Source organism: Rhodococcus sp. 05-340-2, assembly GCF_002258915.1.
Taxonomy (GTDB): domain Bacteria; phylum Actinomycetota; class Actinomycetes; order Mycobacteriales; family Mycobacteriaceae; genus Rhodococcoides.
This window is the reverse complement of record NZ_NOYU01000039.1, coordinates 272,869-297,061: the sequence shown is the minus strand read 5'-3', so window position 1 is coordinate 297,061 and position 24,193 is coordinate 272,869. Positions and strand designations below refer to the sequence as shown.

General features: G+C 64.1%; 23 protein-coding genes. 13 read left to right on the top strand and 10 right to left on the bottom strand.

The window, feature by feature from the left end:
* Positions 1-2 precede the first annotated feature (2 nt).
* The 6 genes from CH271_RS25070 to CH271_RS25045 are packed head-to-tail and all read right to left on the bottom strand — an operon-like array spanning position 3 to position 7,166.
* Entirely contained in the window at positions 3-1,220 is a 1,218-nt protein-coding gene (locus CH271_RS25070; RefSeq protein WP_094635333.1) for a lipase family protein, read from the bottom strand.
* Positions 1,221-1,224: 4 nt separating this feature from the next.
* Entirely contained in the window at positions 1,225-2,487 is a 1,263-nt protein-coding gene (locus tag CH271_RS25065) for an acyltransferase family protein (RefSeq protein WP_094635376.1), read from the bottom strand.
* A gap of 17 nt (positions 2,488-2,504) precedes the next feature.
* Entirely contained in the window at positions 2,505-3,749 is a 1,245-nt protein-coding gene (locus CH271_RS25060) for a lipase family protein (RefSeq protein ID WP_094635332.1), read from the bottom strand.
* Entirely contained in the window at positions 3,746-4,447 is a 702-nt protein-coding gene (locus CH271_RS25055) for a YveK family protein (protein ID WP_094635331.1), read from the bottom strand. The genes CH271_RS25060 and CH271_RS25055 overlap by 4 nt, the downstream gene beginning before the upstream one ends.
* Positions 4,444-5,688, bottom strand: coding sequence for an alpha/beta hydrolase family protein (locus CH271_RS25050; protein ID WP_094635330.1), 1,245 nt, complete (start codon positions 5,686-5,688; stop codon positions 4,444-4,446). Before CH271_RS25050 ends, CH271_RS25055 begins: the two co-directional genes overlap by 4 nt.
* Before the next feature lie 5 nt (positions 5,689-5,693).
* Positions 5,694-7,166 (bottom strand): polysaccharide biosynthesis tyrosine autokinase, encoded by a 1,473-nt coding sequence (locus CH271_RS25045; RefSeq protein WP_094635329.1) that lies wholly within the window; start codon positions 7,164-7,166, stop codon positions 5,694-5,696.
* A gap of 93 nt (positions 7,167-7,259) precedes the next feature.
* Between CH271_RS25045 and CH271_RS25040 the strand changes: the two genes are divergently transcribed.
* The 13 genes from CH271_RS25040 to CH271_RS24980 all read left to right on the top strand — a co-directional run bounded on the left by CH271_RS25040 (position 7,260) and on the right by CH271_RS24980 (position 21,967).
* Entirely contained in the window at positions 7,260-8,699 is a 1,440-nt protein-coding gene (locus CH271_RS25040; protein WP_256986548.1) for an O-antigen ligase family protein, read from the top strand.
* 141 nt (positions 8,700-8,840) lie between these two features.
* A complete protein-coding gene (locus tag CH271_RS25035; protein ID WP_230596252.1) occupies positions 8,841-10,331 on the top strand; it encodes a cellulase family glycosylhydrolase in 1,491 nt (496 codons plus the stop codon).
* A 431-nt stretch (positions 10,332-10,762) separates the two neighbouring features.
* Positions 10,763-11,896 (top strand): glycosyltransferase, encoded by a 1,134-nt coding sequence (locus CH271_RS25030; RefSeq protein ID WP_094635328.1) that lies wholly within the window; start codon positions 10,763-10,765, stop codon positions 11,894-11,896.
* A complete protein-coding gene (locus tag CH271_RS25025; RefSeq protein ID WP_094635327.1) occupies positions 11,893-12,888 on the top strand; it encodes a GDP-mannose 4,6-dehydratase in 996 nt (331 codons plus the stop codon). Before CH271_RS25030 ends, CH271_RS25025 begins: the two co-directional genes overlap by 4 nt.
* The gene (locus CH271_RS25020; protein ID WP_094635326.1) at positions 12,885-13,859 is read left to right on the top strand and encodes a GDP-mannose 4,6-dehydratase; all 975 of its coding nucleotides are present in this window, start codon (positions 12,885-12,887) and stop codon (positions 13,857-13,859) included. Before CH271_RS25025 ends, CH271_RS25020 begins: the two co-directional genes overlap by 4 nt.
* The gene (locus CH271_RS25015) at positions 13,856-14,461 is read left to right on the top strand and encodes an acyltransferase (protein ID WP_094635325.1); all 606 of its coding nucleotides are present in this window, start codon (positions 13,856-13,858) and stop codon (positions 14,459-14,461) included. Before CH271_RS25020 ends, CH271_RS25015 begins: the two co-directional genes overlap by 4 nt.
* The gene (locus tag CH271_RS25010; protein ID WP_256986547.1) at positions 14,461-15,531 is read left to right on the top strand and encodes a glycosyltransferase; all 1,071 of its coding nucleotides are present in this window, start codon (positions 14,461-14,463) and stop codon (positions 15,529-15,531) included. Before CH271_RS25015 ends, CH271_RS25010 begins: the two co-directional genes overlap by 1 nt.
* Positions 15,528-16,673, top strand: a complete 1,146-nt coding sequence (locus tag CH271_RS25005; protein ID WP_094635324.1) for a polysaccharide biosynthesis C-terminal domain-containing protein — start codon at positions 15,528-15,530, stop codon at positions 16,671-16,673. Before CH271_RS25010 ends, CH271_RS25005 begins: the two co-directional genes overlap by 4 nt.
* Positions 16,670-17,785, top strand: coding sequence for a glycosyltransferase (locus CH271_RS25000; protein WP_094635323.1), 1,116 nt, complete (start codon positions 16,670-16,672; stop codon positions 17,783-17,785). The genes CH271_RS25005 and CH271_RS25000 overlap by 4 nt, the downstream gene beginning before the upstream one ends.
* Positions 17,786-17,790: 5 nt before the next feature.
* A complete protein-coding gene (locus CH271_RS24995) occupies positions 17,791-18,819 on the top strand; it encodes a hypothetical protein (RefSeq protein ID WP_094635374.1) in 1,029 nt (342 codons plus the stop codon).
* A 384-nt stretch (positions 18,820-19,203) separates the two neighbouring features.
* On the top strand, positions 19,204-19,935 hold the full coding sequence (locus tag CH271_RS24990) for a hypothetical protein (protein WP_256986546.1): 732 nt from the start codon (positions 19,204-19,206) through the stop codon (positions 19,933-19,935).
* 132 nt (positions 19,936-20,067) lie between these two features.
* On the top strand, positions 20,068-20,730 hold the full coding sequence (locus CH271_RS24985) for a TetR/AcrR family transcriptional regulator (RefSeq protein ID WP_094635373.1): 663 nt from the start codon (positions 20,068-20,070) through the stop codon (positions 20,728-20,730).
* A 103-nt stretch (positions 20,731-20,833) separates the two neighbouring features.
* Positions 20,834-21,967 (top strand): FAD-dependent oxidoreductase, encoded by a 1,134-nt coding sequence (locus CH271_RS24980; RefSeq protein WP_094635321.1) that lies wholly within the window; start codon positions 20,834-20,836, stop codon positions 21,965-21,967.
* Here the strand turns inward: CH271_RS24980 and CH271_RS29670 are convergent, their stop codons facing one another.
* The 4 genes from CH271_RS29670 to CH271_RS24965 all read right to left on the bottom strand — a co-directional run bounded on the left by CH271_RS29670 (position 21,968) and on the right by CH271_RS24965 (position 24,157).
* Positions 21,968-22,096 (bottom strand): CGNR zinc finger domain-containing protein, encoded by a 129-nt coding sequence (locus CH271_RS29670; protein WP_179274709.1) that lies wholly within the window; start codon positions 22,094-22,096, stop codon positions 21,968-21,970. It abuts the gene before it with no gap.
* A gap of 31 nt (positions 22,097-22,127) precedes the next feature.
* Positions 22,128-22,589, bottom strand: a complete 462-nt coding sequence (locus CH271_RS24975; RefSeq protein ID WP_094635320.1) for a hypothetical protein — start codon at positions 22,587-22,589, stop codon at positions 22,128-22,130.
* A 144-nt stretch (positions 22,590-22,733) separates the two neighbouring features.
* Positions 22,734-23,060 carry a hypothetical protein gene (locus tag CH271_RS24970; RefSeq protein WP_143546114.1) on the bottom strand — a complete coding sequence of 109 codons (327 nt, stop codon included), beginning with the start codon at positions 23,058-23,060 and terminating at the stop codon, positions 22,734-22,736.
* 143 nt (positions 23,061-23,203) lie between these two features.
* On the bottom strand, positions 23,204-24,157 hold the full coding sequence (locus tag CH271_RS24965; RefSeq protein WP_094635318.1) for an esterase/lipase family protein: 954 nt from the start codon (positions 24,155-24,157) through the stop codon (positions 23,204-23,206).
* Positions 24,158-24,193 lie beyond the last annotated feature (36 nt).

Genomic DNA, 24,193 nt, shown 5'->3' with positions numbered 1-24,193 from the left:
ACTCACGTGCAGTCGTTCTGCGCCGGTGCCCCGGCGAAGCGATCCCCTATCCATTGATTGACGTTGTCGCCGTTCACGTCCCCGTGACCGCGACCGGCCTGCCGGTCGATGGTGATGACATCGCCCAGCCGGCATGCCGACTGCAGCGCCGCATCGGTCCACGCCACATCGATGTACGTGTCGGCATCTCCGTACGCCACCAACATCGGTGCCGACGCCGGCCCCTTCGGCAGGGCCATCTGCGTCAGCTCGTCACGCAGCGCCGCGGCGGCCGCAGGGGTTTCGGGTGCAAAGTCGTTGCTGCCGAGCCTCTTCGCCGCATCGGTGCGCGCACCCGCCTTGTCCAGTGTGCACTGGGTGAGCGTGTCCCAGTCCCGCTCGGCGTTGCCGCTGCGGTAGTCGTCGAGGTCCAGATTCTCGTCACGCCGAGCGAGTGATTCGAGTATCCACTGCAGAACCGGCCCCTGATCCTCCGTCAACGTACCCGCCACCGCCTTGTCCACCAGGCCCACCATGTTCGCGGTGGGTGCCAGAGCCACGGCACCGACCAGATCGAGCTCCGGCGCGTAGGAGCCGGCCAGTTCGTTCGCGGCCCAGGCAGCACCACCGCCCTGTGAACCACCGAACGCAGCCCACTGCGTACCCACATCGGGAAAGACCGTACGCAATGCCCGTACGGCATCGATCACGTCGTAGCCGGCGGTGATGTTGTCCAGGTACGCATGGTTTCCCGGATGCCCCAGGCCCTCGTAGTCGGTGATGGCGACCGCGAATCCGGCTGTGGTGTAACCCTGTACGAGCGCCGACGCGCCCAGCAGCGACGCAGACCTCGACGGCGCGCAGGCCTCCTCGATACCTGTGGTGCCGTGGGCGTAGGAGATGACGGGCCAGCCACCCTCGGGCGGATCACCGGACGGAGTGAACACCGTGCCCGATACCTCGCGCTCGCCCACACCCGGCTGAACCGAGCGGTACACCACCTTCGCCGCATCGATACCCGACATCCGCACCGGCAGCGGTAGATTCGGCATCGTCTCGGCGCTCACGATGGAACCGCTTCCGGTACCGGGATCAGCAATGTCCATCGGCTCCGGATCGGACCCACGCACCACCGATGCCAGTGCCCCCTGCGCCTGGCTTCCCAGCGGCACCACAACGGCGCATCCCGCGAGCAGAGGCAGGAGCATCAGCGGCGCGGCGAGCCTACGGACGATGTGCATGAACCTATTTGCTCGCCTTGAATCTGCGGGCGTACGTCAACGACGGCTTCTCGATGAAGCGGTACGTCACCGCTCCGAATGCGATGCTCACCGCGCTCACCAGCACGAAATTCCGTAGCAGCCCCAACGGGCTGTCGCCTGCCATCCATCCGAAGCGCCCCAACATGATCAGGATGGGAAAGTGCCACAGGTAGACGCTGAGCGAGATCATGCCCACGTAGCTCAGCGGTGCCCAATCGGCCCGTTCGGCGAACTTCGACCGCTCACCGCGTGCCAGCGGCACGATGATGAACAGAATGAGCAATGCCGATCCGAAAGACACGGTGGAGGTCTGCCAGCGCGAATTGATATCGATCAGCATCAGTGAGATCACCGCGGTGGGAATCATCGCAATGCCCGTCCACCACCGCAGCCGGGTCACGATCGCGCCCTTCAGCATTCCGTTGTCGATCGCGACGAACACCACTGCCGCCAGCATCCCGTACGTGAAATTGTCTGCCAGCGACCAGAAGCTACGGCTGAGCACCGCGATCTCGTTGGGTCCCCATTCCAGCAGTTTCGGATCGGTGATGCCCGACGGCCCCACGCGCGAGGCGGTGTACAGCTTTCCGGTGATGCCGATGACGAACATGAGCACCACCGGGATCAAGGCCAGCACCGGTGCCGAGATGGACGTGCGCTTGCGCAGGAAGAACGCGATGCTCGTCAGCAGCGGTAGTGCGATGTAGAACGCGAACTCCAGCGACAGCGACCACGACGGGTTGATACCGGTCTGGATCATGCTCGGAATGTAGGTGTGCACCAGCGTCAGATTGGCCACCAGCGTCAACGGGTCGGTGAGGATGCCCAGACCGTTGTCGGTGAAATGCTGTTCGGCCACAGCGGCGTTCTCCACGAATACCGCACGCATCACGTAGTTGGCGAACAAGAAGATGAACAGGTACGCCGGGAACACCCGCAGCAGTCGATGCATCGCGTAGCTGACGTTGTTCGGCATCGGTTTGCCGGCGAACAGTTTTCGTACCATCGGGAGGAAGATCAGGAAGCCCGACAGCGCGAAGAAGAAGATCAACCCCTGTCCCAGCACCCCGAGCTTGTAGGTCAGGACAGTCTGCGGCGAATAGTGTCCGCCGACGTGCACCGCGAGCACGCACAGGCAGGCGAATCCGCGGGGGCCGTCGAGCCCGACGATGCGGGCAGGTCGCTTGGTACCGGCATCGGCCACCGCGGTGGCGGCGGTCGCAGTGCTGTCGGGTGTGGCGGTCATGGGTACCTTCTGAAGGGTCATAACGCAGGAGGCGGGCAGAAGCTGATGGCCTCGGTGCCGGCGAACCGGTCTTCGAGCCATCCGAACGCAGCAGCACCGTCGATGTCTGCGTGACCGGAATTCGGTTGGAGCACAGATTGAATCGTGTCTCCGCTTGCGCAGCCGGCCGCGATGGCGGCCTCGGTCCACGCCTGCGAGATCAACGTGTCCTTGCCGCCGTAGAGAACCAGCATCGGCGCAGCGGCCGGTGACATCGGCAAGCTCATCTGCCGCAGGTACTCCGCGAGCTTCGCCGTCGCGTCAGGGGTTGCCGGACGCAGATCGTCGTCGCTGATCTGCGCCGCCAGGGACGTCCGATCGGCAGCGAGAGCGCCGCCACACGCCGAGAGCTCGTCCCACTTCTCGGCGACGATGCCTCTGCGGTAGTCGTCCAGGTCCAGCTCGGGGTGAGACTGGGCCAGGCCCACCAGAACCCATTGCAGCAGCGGCTTCTGATCGTCGGTGAGCGTGCCGTTCGCGGCGGCCTCCGCCAGGCCGACCATATCGGCCGCCGGTACCAAACTCACCGAGCCGACCAGGTCGAGGCCCTCACCGTAGCTGCCGGCGAGTTCGTTGGCGGCCCAGGAAGCCTGACCGCCTTGGGACCCGCCGAACGCTGCCCACTTGGTGGACGCCTCGGGTATCAGCTTGCGGGCGGCCCGCACCGAGTCGATGAGGTTGTTGCCGACGGTACGGGCGTCGAGATAGGGATGATAGGAACCCTCCAGCCCCAGTCCTTGATAGTCCGACACCGTGACGACATTCCCGGATCGCACCAGCGCTGCGACGATCTGCGAGCTGCCGAGCAGTTCGGGATCGGTCGACGGTGCGCAGTCCTCGAGCACGCCGGTGGTGCCGTGGCCGTACGCGATGATCGGCCAACCGCCCTCGGGCGGTGTGCCTTCCGGTGCGAAGATCGTGCCCGAGACGCGCTGCGGTGACCCGTCCACGCCCGAGGTGGACGAGTAGACCACCCGAGCGGCGACCGAGGAGACCGCGCTGACCCGGCGATCGATGGTGAGCAGTTGCTGTGCACTCTCGAGCGAACCGGGGCCCGCTTCACCGTAATCGGCGTCGAGCGTGGCACCGAACGCTGCGGATTGCGACACCGAGTACGGGTCGGCAGGCGGATCGTCGGAGGAACACCCCGACGTCGCCAGGATCAAGGCCAGTGCGCAGGCACCGCTTGCTCGGCTTACTCGGCTCGTTCGCGACAGTGTCATCGGACCCCCTCCACAGCAGACGTCCGCTTGGCAGCGGTCGCCTGCTTCACGATGTTCTCTACTTGATCGCGATGGTCGATCGAGTCGCGTGCGATTCCGAATGCCAGAACCAGCACACTGCTCAGGATCGTGCCCATCACTCCCCCCAGAATCATGTTGCTCGTCGGCTTGGGTGTGGTCACCGAATCTGGCGTGGTGGCCGCGTCGACGAGTGTCACTGCCGACACCGCCCCATTGGCACCCAGATCGATCTCACCGACGAGCTTGATGAGCTGCACTGCAACAGAATTGGCAATGTCCCGAGCCTGGTCTGCCTCGGAGTTCACCACCGAGATCTCGATCAAGGCCGAGCCCGGAGTGGGCACCACCGTGATGTCGTTCTTCAGCGCCTCCGGTTCGACCGCCAACCCCTGCGAGGCGATGACACGTCGCAACACCTGCTCCCCGGTGGCCAACTGAACATACGTCTCGACGCGAACCAGTGACCCGCGATTGCCGTCGAGCGAATTCTTGGGCGACGTGGGACCGGGCGCGGTGACGAACACCCGAGACGCTGCGGTGTACGTCGGCTCGACCAACTGCGTCGCCAACCACCCGGCAGCAGCCGACAGTATCGCCGCGGCGAGAATCAATGCCCAGCCGGACAACAGAATACGGCCGTAGTCCTTGAGGGTCGGCACACCCGTGGGGGCGATCATCGATTCAGCTCGCACGTGTTCACCGGTCGTTGACCGGCGAACATGCCCTTGACCCACGGCAGCGACCGACTGCTGTCCAGATTGCCGTGTCCCTCGCCCTGATGCAGCTCGTACTCGACGAGGTCTCCGGAATCACACGCGCGCTGCAACGCCTTCTCGGTCCACGGTTCGAGAATCAGATCGTCCTCGCTGCCGTACATCACAAGCAGTGGTGTCGACGAACGCTGCTGTGGCAGCGCCATATCCGCCAGGTAGCCGCGCAGACGATCCGTCGCTTCGACGCTGACGGGCGTCAGGTCCGCTGCTTGCAGACCCGCCAAGAGCCCCGGCACGTCGTCGGACTTCGGCGGTACACACTCCATGAAGTCGTCCCACCGCTCCCGCGCCAACCCGGATCGGTAGTCGTCGAGGTTCATCTCGGGATGACTGATCGCCAACGTGTGCAGCGCGTACATCAGCAGCGGGTACTGGGCCCGCGTCAGTGTCTGATTCGCGGCGGCGTCGGCCAGGCCGGACATGTCCGAGACCGGCACCATCGCCGCGGTGCCCACCAGCTCGAGCCCGCCGCCGTACTCGGCGTTGCGGTCGCTTGCCGCCCAGGCCGCCATGCCGCCGAGCGAGACACCGTAGGCGGCCCACCGCGAACTGAGGGTGGGCATGAAGTTCCTGGCCGCACGGACTGCGTCGATCATGTTGTAGCCGAACGTCTTCGAGTCCAGGTACGGGTGATACGAACCACCGAGCCCGAGCCCCTGGTAGTCGGTCATGGCAACGGCGAAGCCGTTGAGCACCAGCGCCGCCACGATGGGGGCACTGCCGAGAAGGTTGGCGTACCTCGACGGCCCACACGCCTCGAGCACACCCGTCGTACCGTGGCCGTAGGACACCACCGGCCAGCCACCCTCGGGCGCGGTGCCACCCGGGATCACCACGGTGCCCGATACCTCCGTCGGCTCCCCGGTGACTCCCGACGTAGATCGGTACACCACACGAATCGCGGTAGCCCCCAACTCGGTGATGTCTGCTGCAATGTCCTCGATCGGCTCGGCCGTGATCAACGAACCCGGCTCGGTACCACCGACATTGGACGGCGGCGGCGGCTCCGACGTCGCCGGAGAGGCCGTGACGGGAGCCGTCTGCGCGCCGGGCGGCAGCACGATCGGAGCCTGCTGCGAGCAGGAGATCGACACCACGGCTGCGGTCACCAGGACGCCGACTCGGACCGTCCACCCACCAGACATAGGAGCTATCCTCTACTCGCCGAGGACGTCGCAGAGTCGTTCTTCGCCGGCTTCGGCCTGACGGCCGCGGCATGGGCGGGTCCGGATGGAGCTGCTTGCGCGGACGGGACAGTGGAACTCTCTGCAGCAGCCGGCGTTTCACCGGAGTCGTCCGCCGCGGAGCTGCCACCGAGGAGGCGTCGGGCCGCGGGTTCGAAGGTGGTCACCACTCCCACCACGGTGCCGCCGACGCCGTCGATTGCCTTGATCGCACGTCGCAGCTTGTCACGCGTGGTGCGACCGGTGCGCGCGAGAACCACTGTGCCGTCGGACAATGCAGTGAGAATCGCTCCGTCGGTGACATCGAGCAGAGGCGGGGTGTCGACGATGACGTAGCGGTAGTGGCCGCGCAGCGCTTCCAGCACCTCCTGAGCGCGATCCGATCCGAGCAACTCACTCGGGTTAGGCGGCACCGGCCCCGCAGGAAGCACCGACACACCGTCGAACACATCGTTCTGAATGGCATCGTCCACGCTGTGCTCGCCGGAGAGGACGGTGGACAAGCCGCTGTTCTGCTCGATACCCAAGCGGGTGCCCAGGGTGGAGCTTCGCAAGTCGCCGCCGACGAGCAGCACCGTGTGCCCGGCCTCGGCGAGAACGGCGGAGAGGTCGATCGCGGTACTGGTACGTCCTTCGCCCGAGGCCGCGCTGGTGATGGTGATGACACGCGGCGGCGAGCCGCCACCGAGGAAGCGAATGTTGGTGCGCAGGATGCGCAGTGGTTCACCCATCGTCGCCATCGACGCGACCGGCACGGTGGGACGCGTCGAATCCACCGGGAGACCACCGAGTACGACGCGGCCCGAGACATCCTCGGCGCGTGGACGATCGCGGATGGAGCGATCCATCAGACCACGGAGCAACGCGAGGGCGAGGCCGACCACGAAGCCGACCGCGCCGCCGAGACCGAGGGCGACGAACAGGCCCATGCCGATCGGTGCCGTCGGAACGTCACCCTGATCGACGATGGCGGCACCGGCCGCGGGGTTGCCGCCGCGCTGGGATGTTTCGAGTTCCTGCACCACCTGCGTCAGCTGCCCGGCGACCGCGTTGGTCAACGCCTGGGCGACTGCGGGATCTGCATCGGTGGCGCACAGGTCGAGCAACACCGTCTTCTCGATCGGCGTCGCAGTGATCCTGGACCGCAGTTCTGCCGCAGACTGCTGCAGCTGCAACTGATCGACGGCGCGCTGTGCAACCTGTGTGCTGGTGGCCAATCCGGCGTAGGAGGACACGCGTTCCTGCGAGAAGAGATTGTTCTGGTACGCCTCACCGACGGAACTGCCGCCTTCGGTGGTGACGAACAAACGAGCACACGCTTGGTACTGAGGCGTCGTGAAGAACGTGTAGGCATACCCCCCGGCGACACCGATGGCCGTCGCGAGAGCGACGATCCACCAACCCGCGCGAAGGATCCGCCAATACTCTCGAATCTCCACGAATGCTCCTATCGAATAACCGACGGTCAAGGGCAAAGAATAAAGCGCAGCGAAGGATTCGGCACGGCGTACATGTTGCGAGTAGGTGAAAGCGTGACAACATCAGAACCCATGAGCATCACGCAGCGGGTCGGATGGGTCGCCATCGTGGCAATCCCCGTTCTCGTTACATTCGCCATGATCGTCGGCGGAACTCCAGCGAAATTGGGGGCATTCGCCCTCGTCGCACTGACCGTGGGGGCGTACATCGGCCTACGTCATCCGCTGTATTTGACTCGCGCTCTTGCCTTTTGCTTGGGGGCGCTCCCGTTCGGCTACGTACCGGGTACTCCCGCGCCGTTGGTCTTCACCTTCGCTGTCGCAACGATCTTCGCTACTGTGATTCACCGCACAGCAGTGAGCCGCATCACATGGCCCGAAACGACCGTCATTGCGCTCATCGTTCTGTCTGCACTGTCGGTCGTCGTCATGGCAACCGGACTCGGTGATTTCTTCGAATTCGGTAAATGGCTCATATCCACTCTTATGGTGGTGTGCCTGTTGCGAATGCCGCGGGACGAAATGGCAATGTTCGGCAGGATCTACGTCTACGCAGCGTCGGCCGCCGCTGCGTTCGCGTTGCTGATCTTCGTCGGCGATCCCGCGGGCAAACTCATTCGCTACCTGTCGATTCTGGGATACGGCACCGAGGAGGAGAGCACGCGGTTCGTCTACAGCCCCACCGGAGCCACCTCGGTTCGCCTGGCAGGGACGTACATCGACCCCAACGCCGCCGGAATCGGCTTCGTCCTCGCGCTGATGCTGTGCATCCTGCTGTTGCGGGGATACCTGCGTACCGCTCTCGGAGCTCTGCTGTTCCTGTCGATCGTGCTGACGCTGTCGCGAGCGGCCCTGTTCTCGGTGGTGTTCGGCGTAGTACTGATGTTCGCGTTCCAACAGCTGCGGACCAGGGAACGCCTGGCGATCGTCGGCGCATTCGTAGTGGCCTTCATCGGAGCGCTCGCAGTACCCAGCGTGCGCAGCCGCGTCTTCTCGTCCTTCGGCAACGAGGACGCAGGCTCGAGCGCACGCGGCGATGCACTGGCCGAATTCCCCGGCCACATGCAAGGCCACTGGCTGTTCGGCCTCGGTTGGGGCCGGCCCGAATTCGTCGATCCCGCCACCGCGTTCGAGGTGAACTTCGTCGCCAACTCGCCACTGTTGACCGTCTACCGCGGCGGCATATTCACCGGCCTCGCCTTCATCGCAATTCTCGTTGCCGGTGCCGTCGTGGGCTACCGGATGCTGCGATCGGGACGCTGGGAACTCGGCTTCTACGGCGGCACTTTCATCGGCTTCTCGGTGGTCGCGCTGCAACTCGACTTTCCCGTCGTCAGCAATCCCTCCACCACGACAGCCTTTTCCGTGATGCTCGCATTCGTCGTCTACGCGTGGGAAAAGACGTCTGAAACCAAGCCCGACGGCGACAACAACGAGGGTACGAAAACGAAAAGCTTGCTTTCGGCCGGAGGTTCTCGACCAGCAGTTTCATAATTATCGGTCCGCTTTTTGTGATTTGTACAAAAGCGCGCTCGAGGTGCAATGATTCCCGCACCGGCCCGTCGAATGTTGGTACGGACCCCCTGGTGGAGAGAATTGAAGATGGTTCACTTTCGCGGTGGCTTTCGCGCAGTAATGTCAGCGACAACCGTTTTGATCGTCGCTGCCGGGCTCTCGTTCGGAGTCACGTCCGTCATCACTTCACCCGATCACCTCATCGGCCCATCCCGCGCCGACGCGGCCCCCAATCCACCCGGCGTCGGCATTTCCGACGGCGGCGGATTGCTGTGGGCCTCCGACGCGGAGTTGGACACCACCGTGCAATTCATGACGGCAATGGGCACCACATCGATGCGCATCGCCATTCCGTGGTCCACCGTCGAGTACACCCAGAATCAGCTGGACTGGACGGCCGTCGATCGCGTCGTGAACAAGCTTCGAGCAGCGAACATCTCGATGCTGGGCATCATCGCGTACACCCCGCCGTGGGCGACCTCCCCGGTCAATCAACCCATCAACACCCGCCCGGCATCACCTGCGGCGTTCGGCGACTTCGCAGGCAAGGTCGCCGCCCGCTACAAGGGCAAGGTGGCCGACTACGAGATCTGGAACGAGCCCAACGGGTCGATGTTCTACGGGCCGCAACCCGACGCGGCCGGGTACACCGCCCTACTCAAAGCCGCCTACCCCAAGATCAAGGCAGCCGACTCGGCCGCAACGGTCGTCGGCGGTGTCCTCGGCGCAGCCGAACAGGGATGGGGCATCGTCAACCCCGTCGACTTCACCAACCAGATGTACGCGGCAGGTGCTGCAGGCAGTTTCGACGCGCTCTCCTACCACCCGTATCAATACTCACTGAAGTTCTCCGAGGGACCCTACGTCGAGCATTCACCGGCCCGGCAGGTCATGGACATGCGCGCGGCCATGGTCGCCAACGGCGACGGCAGCAAGAAGATCTGGGCCACCGAGTACGGCGTTCCCACCTCCGCGGTGTCGGGAGATCAGCAGAACGTGATGATCACCGACTTCATCCAGAAGTGGCGCGAGCTGCCGTACACCGGGCCGATCTTCCTCTACACGATGCGAGACAAGGCAACCGGCAGCAATGATCCGGAAGACACGTTCGGCCTGCTCGAGAGCAACTGGGGTGCCAAACCGGCACTGTGGGGCCTGATGAGCCTGCTGCAGAACAACATCCCGCGCACTGCCGAGTACAACCGATTCGCTGCTGCTCCGAACAACTCAGGAGCAGTACTGGGACCGGTGTTCCCCGTTCGCGATACGTGGGCGCAGTACCGCCAGGACGCGGTTCTCTACGAGATGCCCACCGGTTTCGTTGCCGTTCCTCGCGCCGTGGCCGAATCGATACGCGCCACCGGATTTCTCCCGACCACTCCGTTCAACGGCACCTACCAGGACTTCGACAGCCCCTTCGGCCTACGTGTGTTCTCCACCGCCGTCGGTGGTACCCACAACATCGGTGGCGGCATCTACAGCGCCTGGGATCCCACCCTGGGGCCAGCAACGAGCGACGAGATGCCGCAGTACGGCGGCGGCGTACGGGTGACGTTCCAGTACGGCGCGATCACCTGGACACCGTATGTCGGAGCGACCGTCACTCGCTGAATTCAATCGATCAGCTGATCGATAATTCACAAACCGCACGCCCCTTTTCATTGGGTTCAGTGCGCCCATTTCCCGGCGCCATCATTGCGGCCACGTTAACTCTGCGCAAAGGCGCGGTTTCGTTTTATCGATCAATTATTTTGCGTTGTGAACCACCTCACTTTGCGCTATCTATTTCCTCCGCAAACGGATATTCATATAGCGCGAACGAATGACTCTTCGTGGCAGGATTATGTCCAGTGTTCGCACGTCTCGTCGGGGGACGCCTTGAATTCGACGCTCTTGTCGTGCACCGTCGCACGCCGGAGCGTCATCTGGCGTTTCGGGATGCCCTAGCTCCACTCGAGTACGGACCGACACGATGGGTAGCTCATGAAGACGGATAGTGTTGTGTCACAGCTGGTTACATCCACAGTAGTTCGGGCGGCAATATGACCGACGGCCTTCGCGTCGCGATTGCGCACGACTACCTCACCCAACGAGGCGGTGCCGAGAAGGTCGTCCTCGCCATGGCCCGCGCCTTCCCCGACGCCCCCATCCACACCACGCTCTTCGAGCCGTCGACGACGTTCCCCGAATTCTCCGAACTCGACGTTCGCCCGTCGGCACTGAACCGGGTCGGCTTCCTGCGCAAGAACCACCGCGCCGCACTTCCACTGCTGCCCTTCGCGTCCTCGTCCATCGAGATCGACGCCGATGTGGTGCTCACCAGCACCAGCGGCTGGGCCCACGGCTTCCACACCTCCGGCCGCAAGCTCGTCTACTGCTATTCACCTGCGCGTTGGTTGTACGAGTCGCAGATGTATCTGGGCGAGAGTCGTAGCCCGGCCAAACGTGTTGCGCTCAAGTCGCTCTCGTGGCCGCTGCGCTGCTGGGACCAGCGAGCGGCACTGTCGGCGGATCGGTACCTCGCCATCTCCACCGTGATACAGCAGCGCATCACCGACGCCTACGGCATCCGGTCGACGGTGGTGCCTGCCCCGTTCACCGTCGAGGCCGCGCCGCCGGAGTCGATCCCCGAGGCAGCCACATGGCTCGACGACGCCGGCTACTACCTCTGCATCTCCAGACTGCTGCCGTACAAGAACGTCGACAAGGTCATGGCCGCATTCGCCGGCACCGACCGCAAGTTGATCGTCGTCGGCCGCGGACCCGAGGCAGACCGGTTGCGAAAGCTGAAGTCCGACAACGTTCTCATGCTCAGCGATCTGACGTCGGGACAGATGACCTGGCTCTACCGAGGGTGTAACGGTTTGATCGCCGCGAGCTATGAAGATTACGGATTGACCCCCATCGAAGCGGGTTACCACGGCAAACCCAGCGCCGTGCTCCGCTGGGGCGGTTTTCTCGACACAGTCGAGGAAGGCGTGTCAGGGGTGTACTTCGATCAGCCACAACCGGATTCGATTCGTGACGCGGTCACCGCTCTCGAACGGACGGCCTGGGAACCACTGAAGATTCAGGCACACGTGGAGCAGTTCAGCGAGGAACGCTTCGCTGCCGAACTCATTTCCGCAGTATCCGAGATCAATGCAGAACGAATCGAGAGGACGGCGTCGCGATGACCAAGCGCGCTTTGATCACCGGCATCACCGGACAGGACGGCCTCTATCTCGCCGAGCTGCTGCTCAGCAAGAGGTACAAAGTGTTCGGTCTGCTTCGCGGACAGAACAATCCGAAAGCTCCGATGCTGGAGCGAGTACTACCCCAGGTCGAAATTCTGCACGGGGATCTTCTCGATCTGTCCGCGCTGATGCGTGCGTTCGCCGTGGCCGACCCCGACGAGGTCTACAACCTCGGAGCCGTCTCCTTCGTGGCGTACTCCTGGGAGAACGCCCGCCTCACCACCGACGTCACCGGCGGCGGAGTGCTGAACATGCTTGAATCGACGCGGCTGTACGAGCAGGTGGCGGGCAAGCAGGTTCGCTTCTACCAGGCATCCAGCTCGGAGATGTTCGGCAAGGTGCAGCAGGTACCCCAGCGCGAGGACACACTGCTCTGGCCCCGATCGCCGTACGGTGTCGCCAAGGTCTACGGCCACTACATGACCATCAACTACCGCGAGTCCTACGGCATGCACGCCAGCTCCGGGATACTGTTCAATCATGAATCACCCCGGCGTGGACCGGAATTCGTCACCCGAAAGGTCTCCCAGGCCGTCGCCCGGATCGCACTCGGTCTGCAGAGCGAGATCTCGCTGGGCAATCTCGACGCCAAGCGCGACTGGGGTTTCGCCGGCGACTACGTCGAAGCCATGTACCTGATGCTGCAACAGGACGAGGCCGACGACTACGTCATCTCCACCGGTGAGACCCACTCCATTCGCGAACTCCTCGACCATGCCTTCGCTGCCGTCGACATCGACGACTGGGAGCCCTACGTCAAGATCGATCCGCGCTTCCTGCGGCCCGCCGAAGTGGACCTACTCGTCGGCGACTCGTCGAAAGCGCAAGCAGCACTGGGCTGGAAGCCCAAGGTCGCCTTCCCCGAACTGGTGGCCATGATGGTGCGCAACGACCTCGCCGAACAGTCCCCCGACACAGTCAAGATCGCGTGAACGCCGGGCCACACCCAACCGCCTTGATCACCGGAGTGGCAGGCCAGGACGGCAGCTACCTCGCCGAACTGCTACTCGGCCGCGGCTGGGCAGTGCACGGCGTCTCCAAGCCTGGCGTCGATGGCGACCCGATCGACGCGCTCGTCGTACGACACGAAGTGGATCTGAGCGAGACCGGCACGGTACAGGGTCTGGTCCGAGAGATCGAGCCCGACTACGTCTTCCACCTCGCCGGAATCTCCTCGGTATGGCGGTCGTGGAACGACCCGGTGCTGACCACCAAGGTCAACGGCGTCTCTGCAGCGGCGTTGCTCGATGCCTGCTTCACCCACCAGGAGGCGTCGGGAAAGCGGATCGTGATGATCAACGCATCAAGTGCCGAGATCTTCGCCGGATCCGGCGTCTCGCTGCAGAGCGAGACGACCCGAATCGCACCCACATCGCCCTACGGTGCATCGAAGGCGCTCAGTCACCACATGGTCGATGTGTATCGATCACGAGGGCTCGAAGCAACCAATGCCATTCTCTACAACCACGAGTCACCGCGGCGACCGGATTCCTTCGTCACTCGCAAGATCAGCAAGGCAGCGGTCGCCATCTCGCGTGGACGCCAGTCCACGCTCGAACTCGGCAACCTCACTGCGGTGCGCGATTGGGGCTGGGCTCCGGACTACGTGCAGGCGATGGCAGCGATGGCCGAGTACGGCAAGGGCGACAATTTTGTCGTCGCCACCGGACAGGCCCACAGCGTCGCCGATTTCGTGGCCGCCGCCTTCGAGGCAGTGGGCATCGACGACTGGCGTGAGTACGTGCGCAGCGACTCCGAGATGCTCAGACCCACCGATTCGGCGAGAATGGTCGGCGACGCCTCCAAGGCCCGCAACGTGTTGGGCTGGGAACCGACGAAGACGTTCGATCAGGTGGTCCGCGCAATGATCGAGTTCGACATGACGGAGGAGATTGCAGCATGACAGCGGTGGAAAAGCCCGAGAACGAGCTCTACGACGTGTCCAACTACAAGATGCAGGACATCACGTTCAAGCGGAAGCTGCGCAATCGCATCGGCACCCTCGGCTTCAACATGATCGTGACCTACATTCCGTCACACTGGATTCGGCAGAACTTCCTGCGCGCCTTCGGTGCGACGATCGGCAAGGACACCTCGATCTTCCGCGGCACCACCATCCTCGATCCCGAGGGCCTCACCATCGGTGACGCCTGCGCCATCGGGTTCCGGTGCATGCTCGACGCCCGCGGCGGAATCACCATCGGCAGCAACGTCGTCATCGCCAGCGACACCCACATCATCGGCGGATACCACGATCACAACTCCCCCGAATTCACACCGATTCTCGAGCCCTGTGTCATCGGCGATTACGTGTGGATCGCCAGTCGCAGCACCCTTCTCAGCGGTGTGACCCTCGGCCGCGGTGCCGTCGTCGGTGGTTGCTCGATGGTGCGCGCAGATGTCGGCGAACTCGAGGTGGTCGCCGGTGTGCCCGCAAAGGTGCGAGCGATGCGTGATCCCAAGGCGCTCGCCTACCGCCCCAAGTATCGGCCGCTGTTCTACTGATGATCCTGCGTGACTGCCGACTCGTCTACGTCGCCCCCCGATCCGGGGTGGGCGGCGTGGGCGACTATGCCGACGATTTCGCCGACGCCGTTCGGCCACACTTCGCCGAGGTGATCGAGTATCGCCACGAGGGACCCGGATCGCACTCGGTGCGCGATATTCTGCGTCACCGCAGAGCAATTCAGGAATTCGTCGACGCCGACCCGGGCCGTGTCATCGTGCACTGCGAACTCAGTGGCGGCTCGGTGATGCCGTTCTGGGCAACCGCCCGACTCACCGGCGACCCGGTTGTGACCGCGACGGTGCACGACCCGCCCGGACTGGTCTGGTGGCCCGCTCGAACCAAATTCCTCGCGGGCAAGAAAGTGCTCAATCATGGCCTGCACTACCCGCTTCGGTCGGGATGGCGGGCCCTCGAACGCCGGGTGGCCGGTAGCCGAACGCTGTTCGCTCTGACCCGCTCCGGTGCCGACTCACTCGCGCGCGAATATCCCGACGCCACCGCCAAGGCCAGTGCCCTCTTCGTTCCCGCGCGCCCCGACATCACCCCAGCCGAGGAGCGACCCCTTGCGGTCGGACTCTTCGGATTGGTCTATCGCGGCAAAGGTTTCGACCAGATCCAACAGCTCCGCGACAGCCTCCCCCGCGACATCGCGATCCGCATCGCCGGACGAGGAACGGAACTGCTCGATCCCGTCGACGGCGTGGACATCCTCGGCGAGGTGAACGGACCGGACGAGGACGCCTTCTTCGCCTCCATCCGCGCACTGGTCCTGCCCTACGGCAAACGGAGTGTGTACGGAGATGCATTCCCCGCATCCTCGGTCGTGACGCGAGCAATCGCGTATCAGACTCCGGTGACCTGCCTGAAGGTCGGCGCTCTCGCCGAGTCCGACAGCGGAGCCCTGGTGGTCGACGGAGGTGTCGCCGAACTTGCCGACGCCACAGCCGACCTCATCACCGATCCGATTGCGCTGGGCAAACTTCGACGCGAGGTCGAGGCGCTTCGCATCTCCCACACCGCAGACTTCGTCGTCGAGGACTTCGTCTCCGTGTGGGCGGCTCAATGAACGCCAATCTGCTCAAGGCCGGAATTGCTGCTCTGTGGACCTACGGCGGCCGCGGCATCGGTCTGCTGTGGACCATCGCGCTGATCGCCAAGTTGGGGATCTCCGACTACGGCCAGTACGCGATGGCCTTCGCCCTCGCCGCGATCATCGCAGCACCGCTGGATCACCCCTTCACCGTGCGCTCGATTCGCGTGAGCGAACGAGAGTTTCTGGGTGAGCGCACTACTCGCGTGCTCGCCGGAGCAGTTCTCATCGTCGGCGGCCTGTGCCTGGTACAGGTCAACTACATCGCCTGGTTCGCCCTCGTGATCGGCGGCGGCGAGCTGGTGTTCAATGCCTACAAGAGCAGGGCGCTGCGCGACGGCCGCCCCGACCTCACCCAGCGATTGGACACAACACGCCAGGCCACGTCCATCGCGCTCGCGACGGCGTACCTGTTCGCCGTTCCCGATGCCACGCTGACCGTCGCCAGCCTGCTCTATGCCGCACCGTATTTCGTCATCGCGGTGATGGCCGCGGTACGGACGCGCGGTGCAGCGCCGAGCGTCCCCGGATCCTGGCGCGAGATGTCGATGCTGTTCTCGGAGAACCTCGCCAACGCGGTCTACATCCAAGGCGACGTGTTGCTCCTGGGCTTCCTCACCGATTCCACCATTGCCGGCTACTACTCCGTCGCTGCAGTGACGGCCTGGGCGGTGGCCTTCATCGGCCAGGCATTCGGCAACACCTTCCACGAGAAGCTGCGCGCAGCAGACGGACTCGTCAGCGCCGGACCGGCCTTGAAGCACACCGCGGTTCTCGGCTGCGCCGCCGGCTCATTGCTGTTGGTGGCCGGTCTCCTGCTATTCCTGACGCCGGCGTCCCCGCAGATCGCGGGTGCACTGGTGGTGATGTCGTTGTTCGTGGTGATGCGAGTGATGAACCACGTGTTCACCACAGTGCTCTACCTGCAGCACCGCGACCGCACCCGAGTGCTGGCAGCAGCGACGCTGGCACCGCTGAAGATGGTTCTCGTCCTGTGCCTGTTCCCTTTCGGTGCCGTCGGCGCGGCCGTGGCCTCGGTGGTCACCGACGCCGTACTGCTCGTCTGGTTCATGCGCGCCCTGTACCGCGATGCGGTGAAAGAAGAAGTGACGCAATGAGACGCGCGACCTTCCTGCTGTCCAAAGACCCCGTCACCGAGCACGGCGGCGATATCGCACTGTCTCGCTTGATGATGCAGCTCGCCCGCGAGGCATTCGAGGTTCGTTCGATCTGCCTGTCCAAGGAGACCGACGTGGCCCCCGACGTGGTGCGCGTCCCCAAGCCGAAGGTCGACGCGAGGTTGCTGATGAAGTCGATGCGGCCGACGCGCTCGGTGGTGCACGGACGCTACGACGTCGACGCCTTCCGCGACGCCATCGACGCGTCCGAATCGGATGTGTATGTGGCCGAACACAGTTACATGGCCGAATCGTTCCTCCGCTCGTCGAAGTTCGGGTCGCCGTTCGCGATCAACACCGTCAACACCGAGTCGCAGGTGTGGAAGGTGACGCGCGGCGTGATCGGCCGTATCGAGGCACCTCGCATCCTGCGTGACGAGATTCGCGTCGCCCGTGCGGCAGACGCCGTCGGGACCTACGATGCCGACGAGGCGCAGATGTACCGGAACAAGGGTGTGCGCGACGCCCGGTGGATCGACCTCACTCTCGAACCCGCGCCGCAACTGGACCTGTCCGAGACCGCGAAGCGCCTGGTGTTCATGGGGACTCGTGATTGGCCGCCGAACCAGGAGGCCTTCAAGATCGCGCTCGAATACTGGCCGGCGATCTCTGCGGGCATCGACGGTGCCGAACTGTGCATCATCGGTGCGAAGGCCCCGGGTGCCAAGGATCCCGTCTACCCTGCCGGAGTTCGCGATCTCGGCTTCGTCGACGATCTGCAGGAATTCCTCGGTACGTGCCGAGCGCTGATCGCCCCGGTCGCCACCGGCGGCGGCGTGCGCGTCAAGATCCTCGACGCGGCCAGCAAGGGACTACCCGTCGTCGGGACCTCGGCTGCCGTCGGATCGCTCGACTCCATCTTCGAGTTGCCCACCTTCGACGACACAGAGCAGTTCGTCGCCGAATGCCGCCGCTACCTGCTCGACCGCACCGCCGCCGTCAAGGCAGGTGAGCGGATCTACGAGCTGAACACCGCCCGCTGGAACGACCGTGTACCCCATTCCACCGTCGAAGCACTGATCAGCGCACCGCTGACGAGCACCTTAGGATGATCGCCATGACCCTCCGCTCCCGTCTGCTCACCGTTGCCGCAGCCGCCGCGATCGCCGTCGGCCTCTCGACGCCCGTCGCACATGCAGCACCGCCTGCCGGCCTGGGCTTCACCGGTGGCGCACCGTTTCTGACGCTCGACGACGCCACGCTGAACAACGAACTCGGTGCCGGACGCGACATCGGTGCATCGTGGGTCCGGGTGGTGGTGAACTGGGCAGCAATCGAGACAGCACCGGGCGTATTCGACTGGGGCAACACCGATCGCGTGATCAACGCTGCGACGGCGCAGGGCTACTCGGTACTGGCCGTGCTGGGTGGAACGCCCGGATGGGCGCAGGGCGGCATCGCTTCACCACTACCCGGTGCAGTTCCGTTGGATCCCAATGCCTTCGGTGCATTCGCCGGCGCTGCCGCGGCGCACCTCGGTGAGCGCGTCGACCACTACGAGGTGTGGAACGAGCCCAACATTCCCACCTTCTTCGCGCCCGTCGACGCCGTGCGGTACACGAACATGCTGCGCGCGGCCTACCCCGCGATCCACAACGCCGACGCCGGAGCGACCGTGCTGAGCGCCGGACTGGCGACCACCATCAACGCCGGAGCCTGGACCGTCGCGCCGGTGACCTTCCTGCAGCAGATGTACGCCGCCGGAGCGGGCGGATTCATGGACGCAGTCGCCATGCACCCCTACACCTTCCCCTTCACCGTCGAGAACGACCCCAATGGTCAATGGGCACAGGTGGATCAGGCCTACGGCACGATGGCAGCCAACGGCGACGGCGGCAAGAAGATCTGGATCACCGAACTCGGCGCACCCACCGGAAACGGCCCCATGGCCGTCACCGAGGATGCACAGGCCGCGATCATCGGCTCCAGCCTGGCCAAGGCTTCGTCGCTGCCCTACGTCGGCCCGGTCTTCGTGCACTCCTTGCGTGACTCGGGCACCAACCCCGGCGACTCCGAGCAGAACTACGGACTACTGCGCTCGGACTTCAGCGCCAAGCCGGCATACGACGTGGTTCGGGGTTCGTAGGGCTGGGCAGTTTTTGCTCCACTCCGGCGTTCTCCGTGGAGGAATCCCCACGCCCGAGGCCTCGGGTGGAGCGTTCTGTGCGACTACTCTTTCGACATGAGTCGCGTCGGATCGTGCCTACTCCTGGTGGGGCTCGTTGTCGCGACCACATGGGCGTGTAGCAATCTGAACCCGTTTACCGGCAGCGTCTCCTATCGGCCCCCGACAGCGAAGGTTGTCTCATCCCCCGATTGTCTGGCCCTGAACATCTACACGGCTTTGACCGGATTGGGGCCGTGGGATCCAGCGTTGACATCCGATGCCCCGGAGCCGGGGTACCCGCCGGCGACATTCCAGCCGGTCGCGGTTGTGCGATGCGAGCGAGGTACCGACGAATCCGGTTCGATGACAGTGGATTCGGTACGACTTGAGGGCAACATCGATGCCGTGGACTCTGCATTCTCCGCGGATTCCGAGCGTTTTCCCGACGGCGTCATGGCGTCGTGCATGTACGCGATGGATCCGCCAGTCGGTCTGTGGTTCGTGAACGACTCCGGCGAGGCGTTCCGTCCCGCATGGCCCGCGAGCCCGTGTGGTTTGCAGAACACGCCGATCGAAGCACTCGCCGATCTCACCGAGGTCTCCCGGTCGTCTCACGCGACAGGTTACGACGATCGCTACACCACAATGTGCCAATCCAGTCCATACGTAGGCGGATTCGAGAACACGACACCCGAGGACGTGGCTGCCGCTGTGGAACGCGAACAGTCGTCCGATGGTCCGGTTCCTCCATCATTGGTGACTCCGATAGACGATGTCGACAAACTGCAGTTGTGCACGGTCCCGGCTTCGACGGTCGAATCGCCACCGGACGCCGGCATCTCCGTGGCCGGGTCGCTGACGACGCTGAGCAGAGCGCAGAGCGCATCGGTCATCCGATCCCTTGTGGACGCGCCTTTCGCGCCGGCGTGCAATCAGAGCAGTACCCGCGTCGCGTCGACCGAATTGCGCAGGCCGGACGGCTCGGGCCGCTCCCTCGTATCCTTCGAGCTCGACGGCTGCCGACGGGCAGCGGGATTCGGGTACTACCGGACAATCCCTGCGGACGTCATGGCCACGCTGACATACATCAGATGAGCCCTGCGGCTGTGTCGCGGAATCCCATCGACCTGGCGTGTGCTGCCCTACGGGACGAGCACGACTCGGCCCACCTGGAATCGCATCGCATCCAGGCATGGAACAACGTTCCAGTTGTGGCAGGATCTGCGCATGACGAACAGGAAGCCGGCATCCGCTCGACGTTCCGATGCTCTGTCGAAACAACGCATCGTGCAGGCAGCGATCGAGACGCTCGATGAGGGTGGCACCGACGCTTTGACGTTTCGCACCCTTGCCGCACGTCTGTCGACAGGCCCCGGCGCGCTGTATCACCACGTCGGCAACAGGGATGATCTGCTCGCGGCATCGGCCGAAACCGTCATGGCATCGGTGTTCGATTCATCGCCCGAGAACGGTGCGGCAGAACCCGGTGTTCACGGACTGATGATGAGAGTGTTCGACTTGATCACCACGCGACCATGGGTGGCCACGCAACTCTCCGCCGCTCAGTGGCAGCCTGCCGTTTTGCATCTCTTCGACCGCATCGGCACCGAACTCGACGCACACGGAGTTCCGCACAGTGCGCAGTTCGACGCCGCTTCCGTGCTGCTGTTCCACGCGATCGGGGTTGCAAGTCAGCGCGATGCCGGCATGCAACTGGCCGCCACGGTGACGGACCGCTCGGCATTTCTCGACTCCACACGCGTCGCGGTGACGGACACGGGCGACTATCCGTTCCTCACCCGGATCGCGTCGCAATTCGCCGGCCACGACGACCGAGAGCAGTTTCAGGCCGGTCTCGACATCATCCTGGCGGGCATCGACCGCGGCTGAACCGGCCGAAGTCCACCACGCCCATTTCTGCCCCAGTTGACATCCTTGGAACACTGTTCCATTCTTGCTTGGAACAGTGTTCCAACAACGGGCGGAGACATCCATGAGTACATCCATCACGATCATCGGTGCAGGACTCGGCGGCCTGGTTCTGGCACGGGTACTGCACGTTCACGGAATCGCCGCCACGGTGTACGAGGCCGACGCCACGGCCGACGCCCGCACACAGGGCGGGCAGCTCGACATCCACGAGCACGACGGGCAGATCGCGCTTGCCGCGGCCGGGCTCACCGCGCAGTTCCGCGCCATCATTCACGAGGGAGGCGAAGCGACTCGCGTACTGAACCCGAACGGCGAGGCCCTGTTCGACGAACCCGATGACGGCACAGGAGGTCGACCGGAGGTGCTGCGCGGGGACCTGCGACGCATTCTGCTCGACTCACTGCCGGCCGACACCGTCCAGTGGGGGCACAAACTCACCTCCGTGCGCCCAGTGGGCAACGGGCAACACGAAATCGAGTTCGAGAACGGAAGCACCACCGTCAGTGATCTGCTCGTCGGTGCAGACGGCGCGTGGTCACGAGTCCGATCCCTGCTCTCCGCCGCTGTGCCCGAGTACGTGGGCACCGTCTTCATCGAGACCTACCTGCACGACGTCGACGCACGTCACCCCGCCACCGCCCGCGCAGTCGGTGGTGGTGCACTGTTCGCCCTCAGCCCGGGCAAGGGGCTCACCGTGCACCGTGAGGTCGGCGGCATTCTGCACACGTACGTTCAGCTCAACCGCAGCGCCGATTGGATCGACGCGATCGACTTCACCGATGCGGCTTCCGCCAAAGCAACGGTCGCAGCCGAGTTCGATGGGTGGGCACCGGAATTGACGGCGTTGATCACCGACGGGGAGACCGCGCTGGTTCCCCGGAGGATCTTCACGCTGCCCAATGACCACCGCTGGGAACACACCCCGGGAGTAACACTTCTGGGCGACGCCGCGCACCTGATGCCTCCATCCGGAGACGGCGCGAATCTGGCAATGTTCGACGGTGCCGAACTCGGTCGCGCGATCGCCGCTCACCGCAACAACTTCGACGCAGCCCTGCCCGACTTCGAGGAGGCCATGTTCACCCGAAGTGCAGCGGTGGCAATCGAGGCACATGAGACGCTCGACCTGTGCCTGGGGGAACAATCCCCCTATGGACTGATCGACCTGATCTCCGGCGTCACCAACAGGGTGTAATCACTTGTCGCCGAGTGCATTTCTGCGTTGACGATGATTGGCGACATTGATTCGGTTGCCGCACAGATCCGTCGAGCAGAGTCCGAGGCGCGGGGCGGTCCGCGTGGATGATGAACCTCCCTGGGACACAGCGTTACCCGACTGGGGGTGCAGTGGGGTGCTACATGCCGTTGCTCACGATCGACCACGGATCCGACGACTCCTGCCGTGCGAGGATGTATCCCCAAGTTGTTGCCCCTTCGTGCATGGACCCGTCGCCGCCGGTGAGATCGAAGCGCACCGACACCCAGGCCTCGAATCGATATCCTTCGGCGGCTGTACCCGGGGTCGGGTCTTCCTCGGTAACTCTGACGATCTCGAGGTTGTCCAAGTGTGCACGGGGTGCGTCGAACCAACCCTGCATTCCCTGCCACCCCTCGTCCGCGACCAAGGACTCACCCGTCGACGAATCGCCGGCGTCGACCGCATCGACCCAAGCTCGGACCACCGCTGCCGGGTCCTGCCGATCGACCGTTTCCGACGACTCGCCAACGGAGCCGCTGTGCGTGCACCCTGCGAGCACCGACACCACGAGCACCAGCACGGCACCGAGGTTGGACACTACCGACCACCGACTCTTCATCGCACCTACTACACACCAAGATTCGCTAAGCCACAACGACAACGAACATCGGTGCGTATGTCACATGAATTCGAACCTTTTCCGAAGCAACGCTTTTGCCGCTGCGAACGCGCCTGACTCACTCCACGACGAGATGACGCAGGTTCATGGATCGTCACGCTTCGTCGCCTCCCGAGTTGCCGACCCCGTACGCGTTTCACTGTCGTCCACACTGGAACCCGGTGACAGACCGGCATCGACCTCGAGAAGAGAACGGTTGAGGGTGCGAACAGCCAGCGTGACGAAGGCCAGCGTTCCAGCGATGACCAGGATGTCGTCGACCGTGACGGCGAACACCACGGCGGCTGCCGCCGAAGCTCCCGCCAGCGCGACGGCGACGGAGTGCACGCGTTGCCGCTCAGGACGACGGGCATACAAGTCTCCTGTGACGTACGCGCCGGTCATCAATAACGCACTTGCTGTTCCGGACATTACCGATGAATCGATCACGGCCGCCGGTTTTCTACAGGGGTAGCACAGCGCAGGACGGGAGCGGGTGCTGAAGCCTCGCCACCCGAAAGATTCACCCGGGTAGGGTCTTTCGGCTCACTTCCTACACAGGAAGGCACGAACATCTACTTCACGTTAGGAAAGAAGGGGTCGACGGGGATGCACGGAACAGGTGTGGCGTGGAGGGGGTCGAGCGCGTTGAGAACGTGATGCCAGACGCGGCGGCTGTACAGCGTGGAGATGTGTTCGGATCGATCGATTTCGCAATCGTCCTGCAGGAGAATGTTGTTCACGTTGGGTCCGTCGAGGGATTGCTGGGTGAACGGGGTGACGATCTCGTCGTATTTCGTGATGAGGGTGGTGTATTCGGGTCCGGGTCGGGTGTCGCCGTGGGCGTAGGTCTCCTGCACGACGTCCGATCCGATGGCTTGCTGGGTGAATGCCGGTGCCAAGGCTTCGAGGGTATCGTAAATGGCTCGCCCGACGGGCGGAATCAGGCTGCGCCCGTATACGACTTCACTTAGTGTGGTGCCGTGGTTACTCGGTGAGATGCCGACGAACTTGTCCACCTTGCCTGCCCCGTCGAGAACGTTGATGTAATAGGCAGGCAGGATTCCGCCGCCTTGTGAATGGCCGACCAGGTCCACCCGGCTCGCGCCGGTGTCGGCGAGCACCCGATCCACGGTCGTTGCCAAGGTGCGTCCGGACCTGCGGATGTCGTCGGTTGCTTGGATCGGTGACGTAGAGGCCCAGGCAGGGTTTCCGTAGTTGAACGTGAACACGCAGTAGCCGTTGTTGGCAAGGAACGGAGCACCGGTCTGCCAGGCCAGTGCTTGTGTGGTGGCGGTCGGGTTGATCAGGACCACAGGGTTGGGGTGCGCAGGACTGGGTCGGCACTGTGGATTGTTGGCACCGGGTGGCGCAATGGTGGGAAACAGTGCTGCTGGAACGGCATCGAGGTCGAACGGGACAGGTAGCGGGCCGTCTACCGGTTCCGCGTCTGCGATGTCCGCGGCGGCGATGAGCGCGGCGACCGCAGCTCCGATGACCACGACTGCTCGGGTGAACGTCTTCGGCATGGCAGAGCTCGCTTTCAGGTGGCGACGGGGTTGAAA

Excerpts from the sequence above, each read along its gene's own strand:
- CH271_RS25070 (WP_094635333.1), bottom strand. The coding sequence starts at position 1,220 with ATGCACATCGTCCGTAGGCTCGCCGCGCCGCTGATGCTCCTGCCTCTG.
- CH271_RS25065 (WP_094635376.1), bottom strand. The coding sequence starts at position 2,487 with ATGACCGCCACACCCGACAGCACTGCGACCGCCGCCACCGCGGTGGCC.
- CH271_RS25060 (WP_094635332.1), bottom strand. The coding sequence starts at position 3,749 with ATGACACTGTCGCGAACGAGCCGAGTAAGCCGAGCAAGCGGTGCCTGC.
- CH271_RS25055 (WP_094635331.1), bottom strand. The coding sequence starts at position 4,447 with ATGATCGCCCCCACGGGTGTGCCGACCCTCAAGGACTACGGCCGTATT.
- CH271_RS25050 (WP_094635330.1), bottom strand. The coding sequence starts at position 5,688 with ATGTCTGGTGGGTGGACGGTCCGAGTCGGCGTCCTGGTGACCGCAGCC.
- CH271_RS25035 (WP_230596252.1), top strand. The coding sequence starts at position 8,841 with ATGTCAGCGACAACCGTTTTGATCGTCGCTGCCGGGCTCTCGTTCGGA.
- CH271_RS25030 (WP_094635328.1), top strand. The coding sequence starts at position 10,763 with ATGACCGACGGCCTTCGCGTCGCGATTGCGCACGACTACCTCACCCAA.
- CH271_RS25025 (WP_094635327.1), top strand. The coding sequence starts at position 11,893 with ATGACCAAGCGCGCTTTGATCACCGGCATCACCGGACAGGACGGCCTC.
- CH271_RS25015 (WP_094635325.1), top strand. The coding sequence starts at position 13,856 with ATGACAGCGGTGGAAAAGCCCGAGAACGAGCTCTACGACGTGTCCAAC.
- CH271_RS25010 (WP_256986547.1), top strand. The coding sequence starts at position 14,461 with ATGATCCTGCGTGACTGCCGACTCGTCTACGTCGCCCCCCGATCCGGG.
- CH271_RS25005 (WP_094635324.1), top strand. The coding sequence starts at position 15,528 with ATGAACGCCAATCTGCTCAAGGCCGGAATTGCTGCTCTGTGGACCTAC.
- CH271_RS25000 (WP_094635323.1), top strand. The coding sequence starts at position 16,670 with ATGAGACGCGCGACCTTCCTGCTGTCCAAAGACCCCGTCACCGAGCAC.
- CH271_RS24995 (WP_094635374.1), top strand. The coding sequence starts at position 17,791 with ATGACCCTCCGCTCCCGTCTGCTCACCGTTGCCGCAGCCGCCGCGATC.
- CH271_RS24990 (WP_256986546.1), top strand. The coding sequence starts at position 19,204 with ATGACAGTGGATTCGGTACGACTTGAGGGCAACATCGATGCCGTGGAC.
- CH271_RS24985 (WP_094635373.1), top strand. The coding sequence starts at position 20,068 with ATGACGAACAGGAAGCCGGCATCCGCTCGACGTTCCGATGCTCTGTCG.
- CH271_RS24980 (WP_094635321.1), top strand. The coding sequence starts at position 20,834 with ATGAGTACATCCATCACGATCATCGGTGCAGGACTCGGCGGCCTGGTT.
- CH271_RS24975 (WP_094635320.1), bottom strand. The coding sequence starts at position 22,589 with ATGAAGAGTCGGTGGTCGGTAGTGTCCAACCTCGGTGCCGTGCTGGTG.
- CH271_RS24970 (WP_143546114.1), bottom strand. The coding sequence starts at position 23,060 with ATGTCCGGAACAGCAAGTGCGTTATTGATGACCGGCGCGTACGTCACA.
- CH271_RS24965 (WP_094635318.1), bottom strand. The coding sequence starts at position 24,157 with ATGCCGAAGACGTTCACCCGAGCAGTCGTGGTCATCGGAGCTGCGGTC.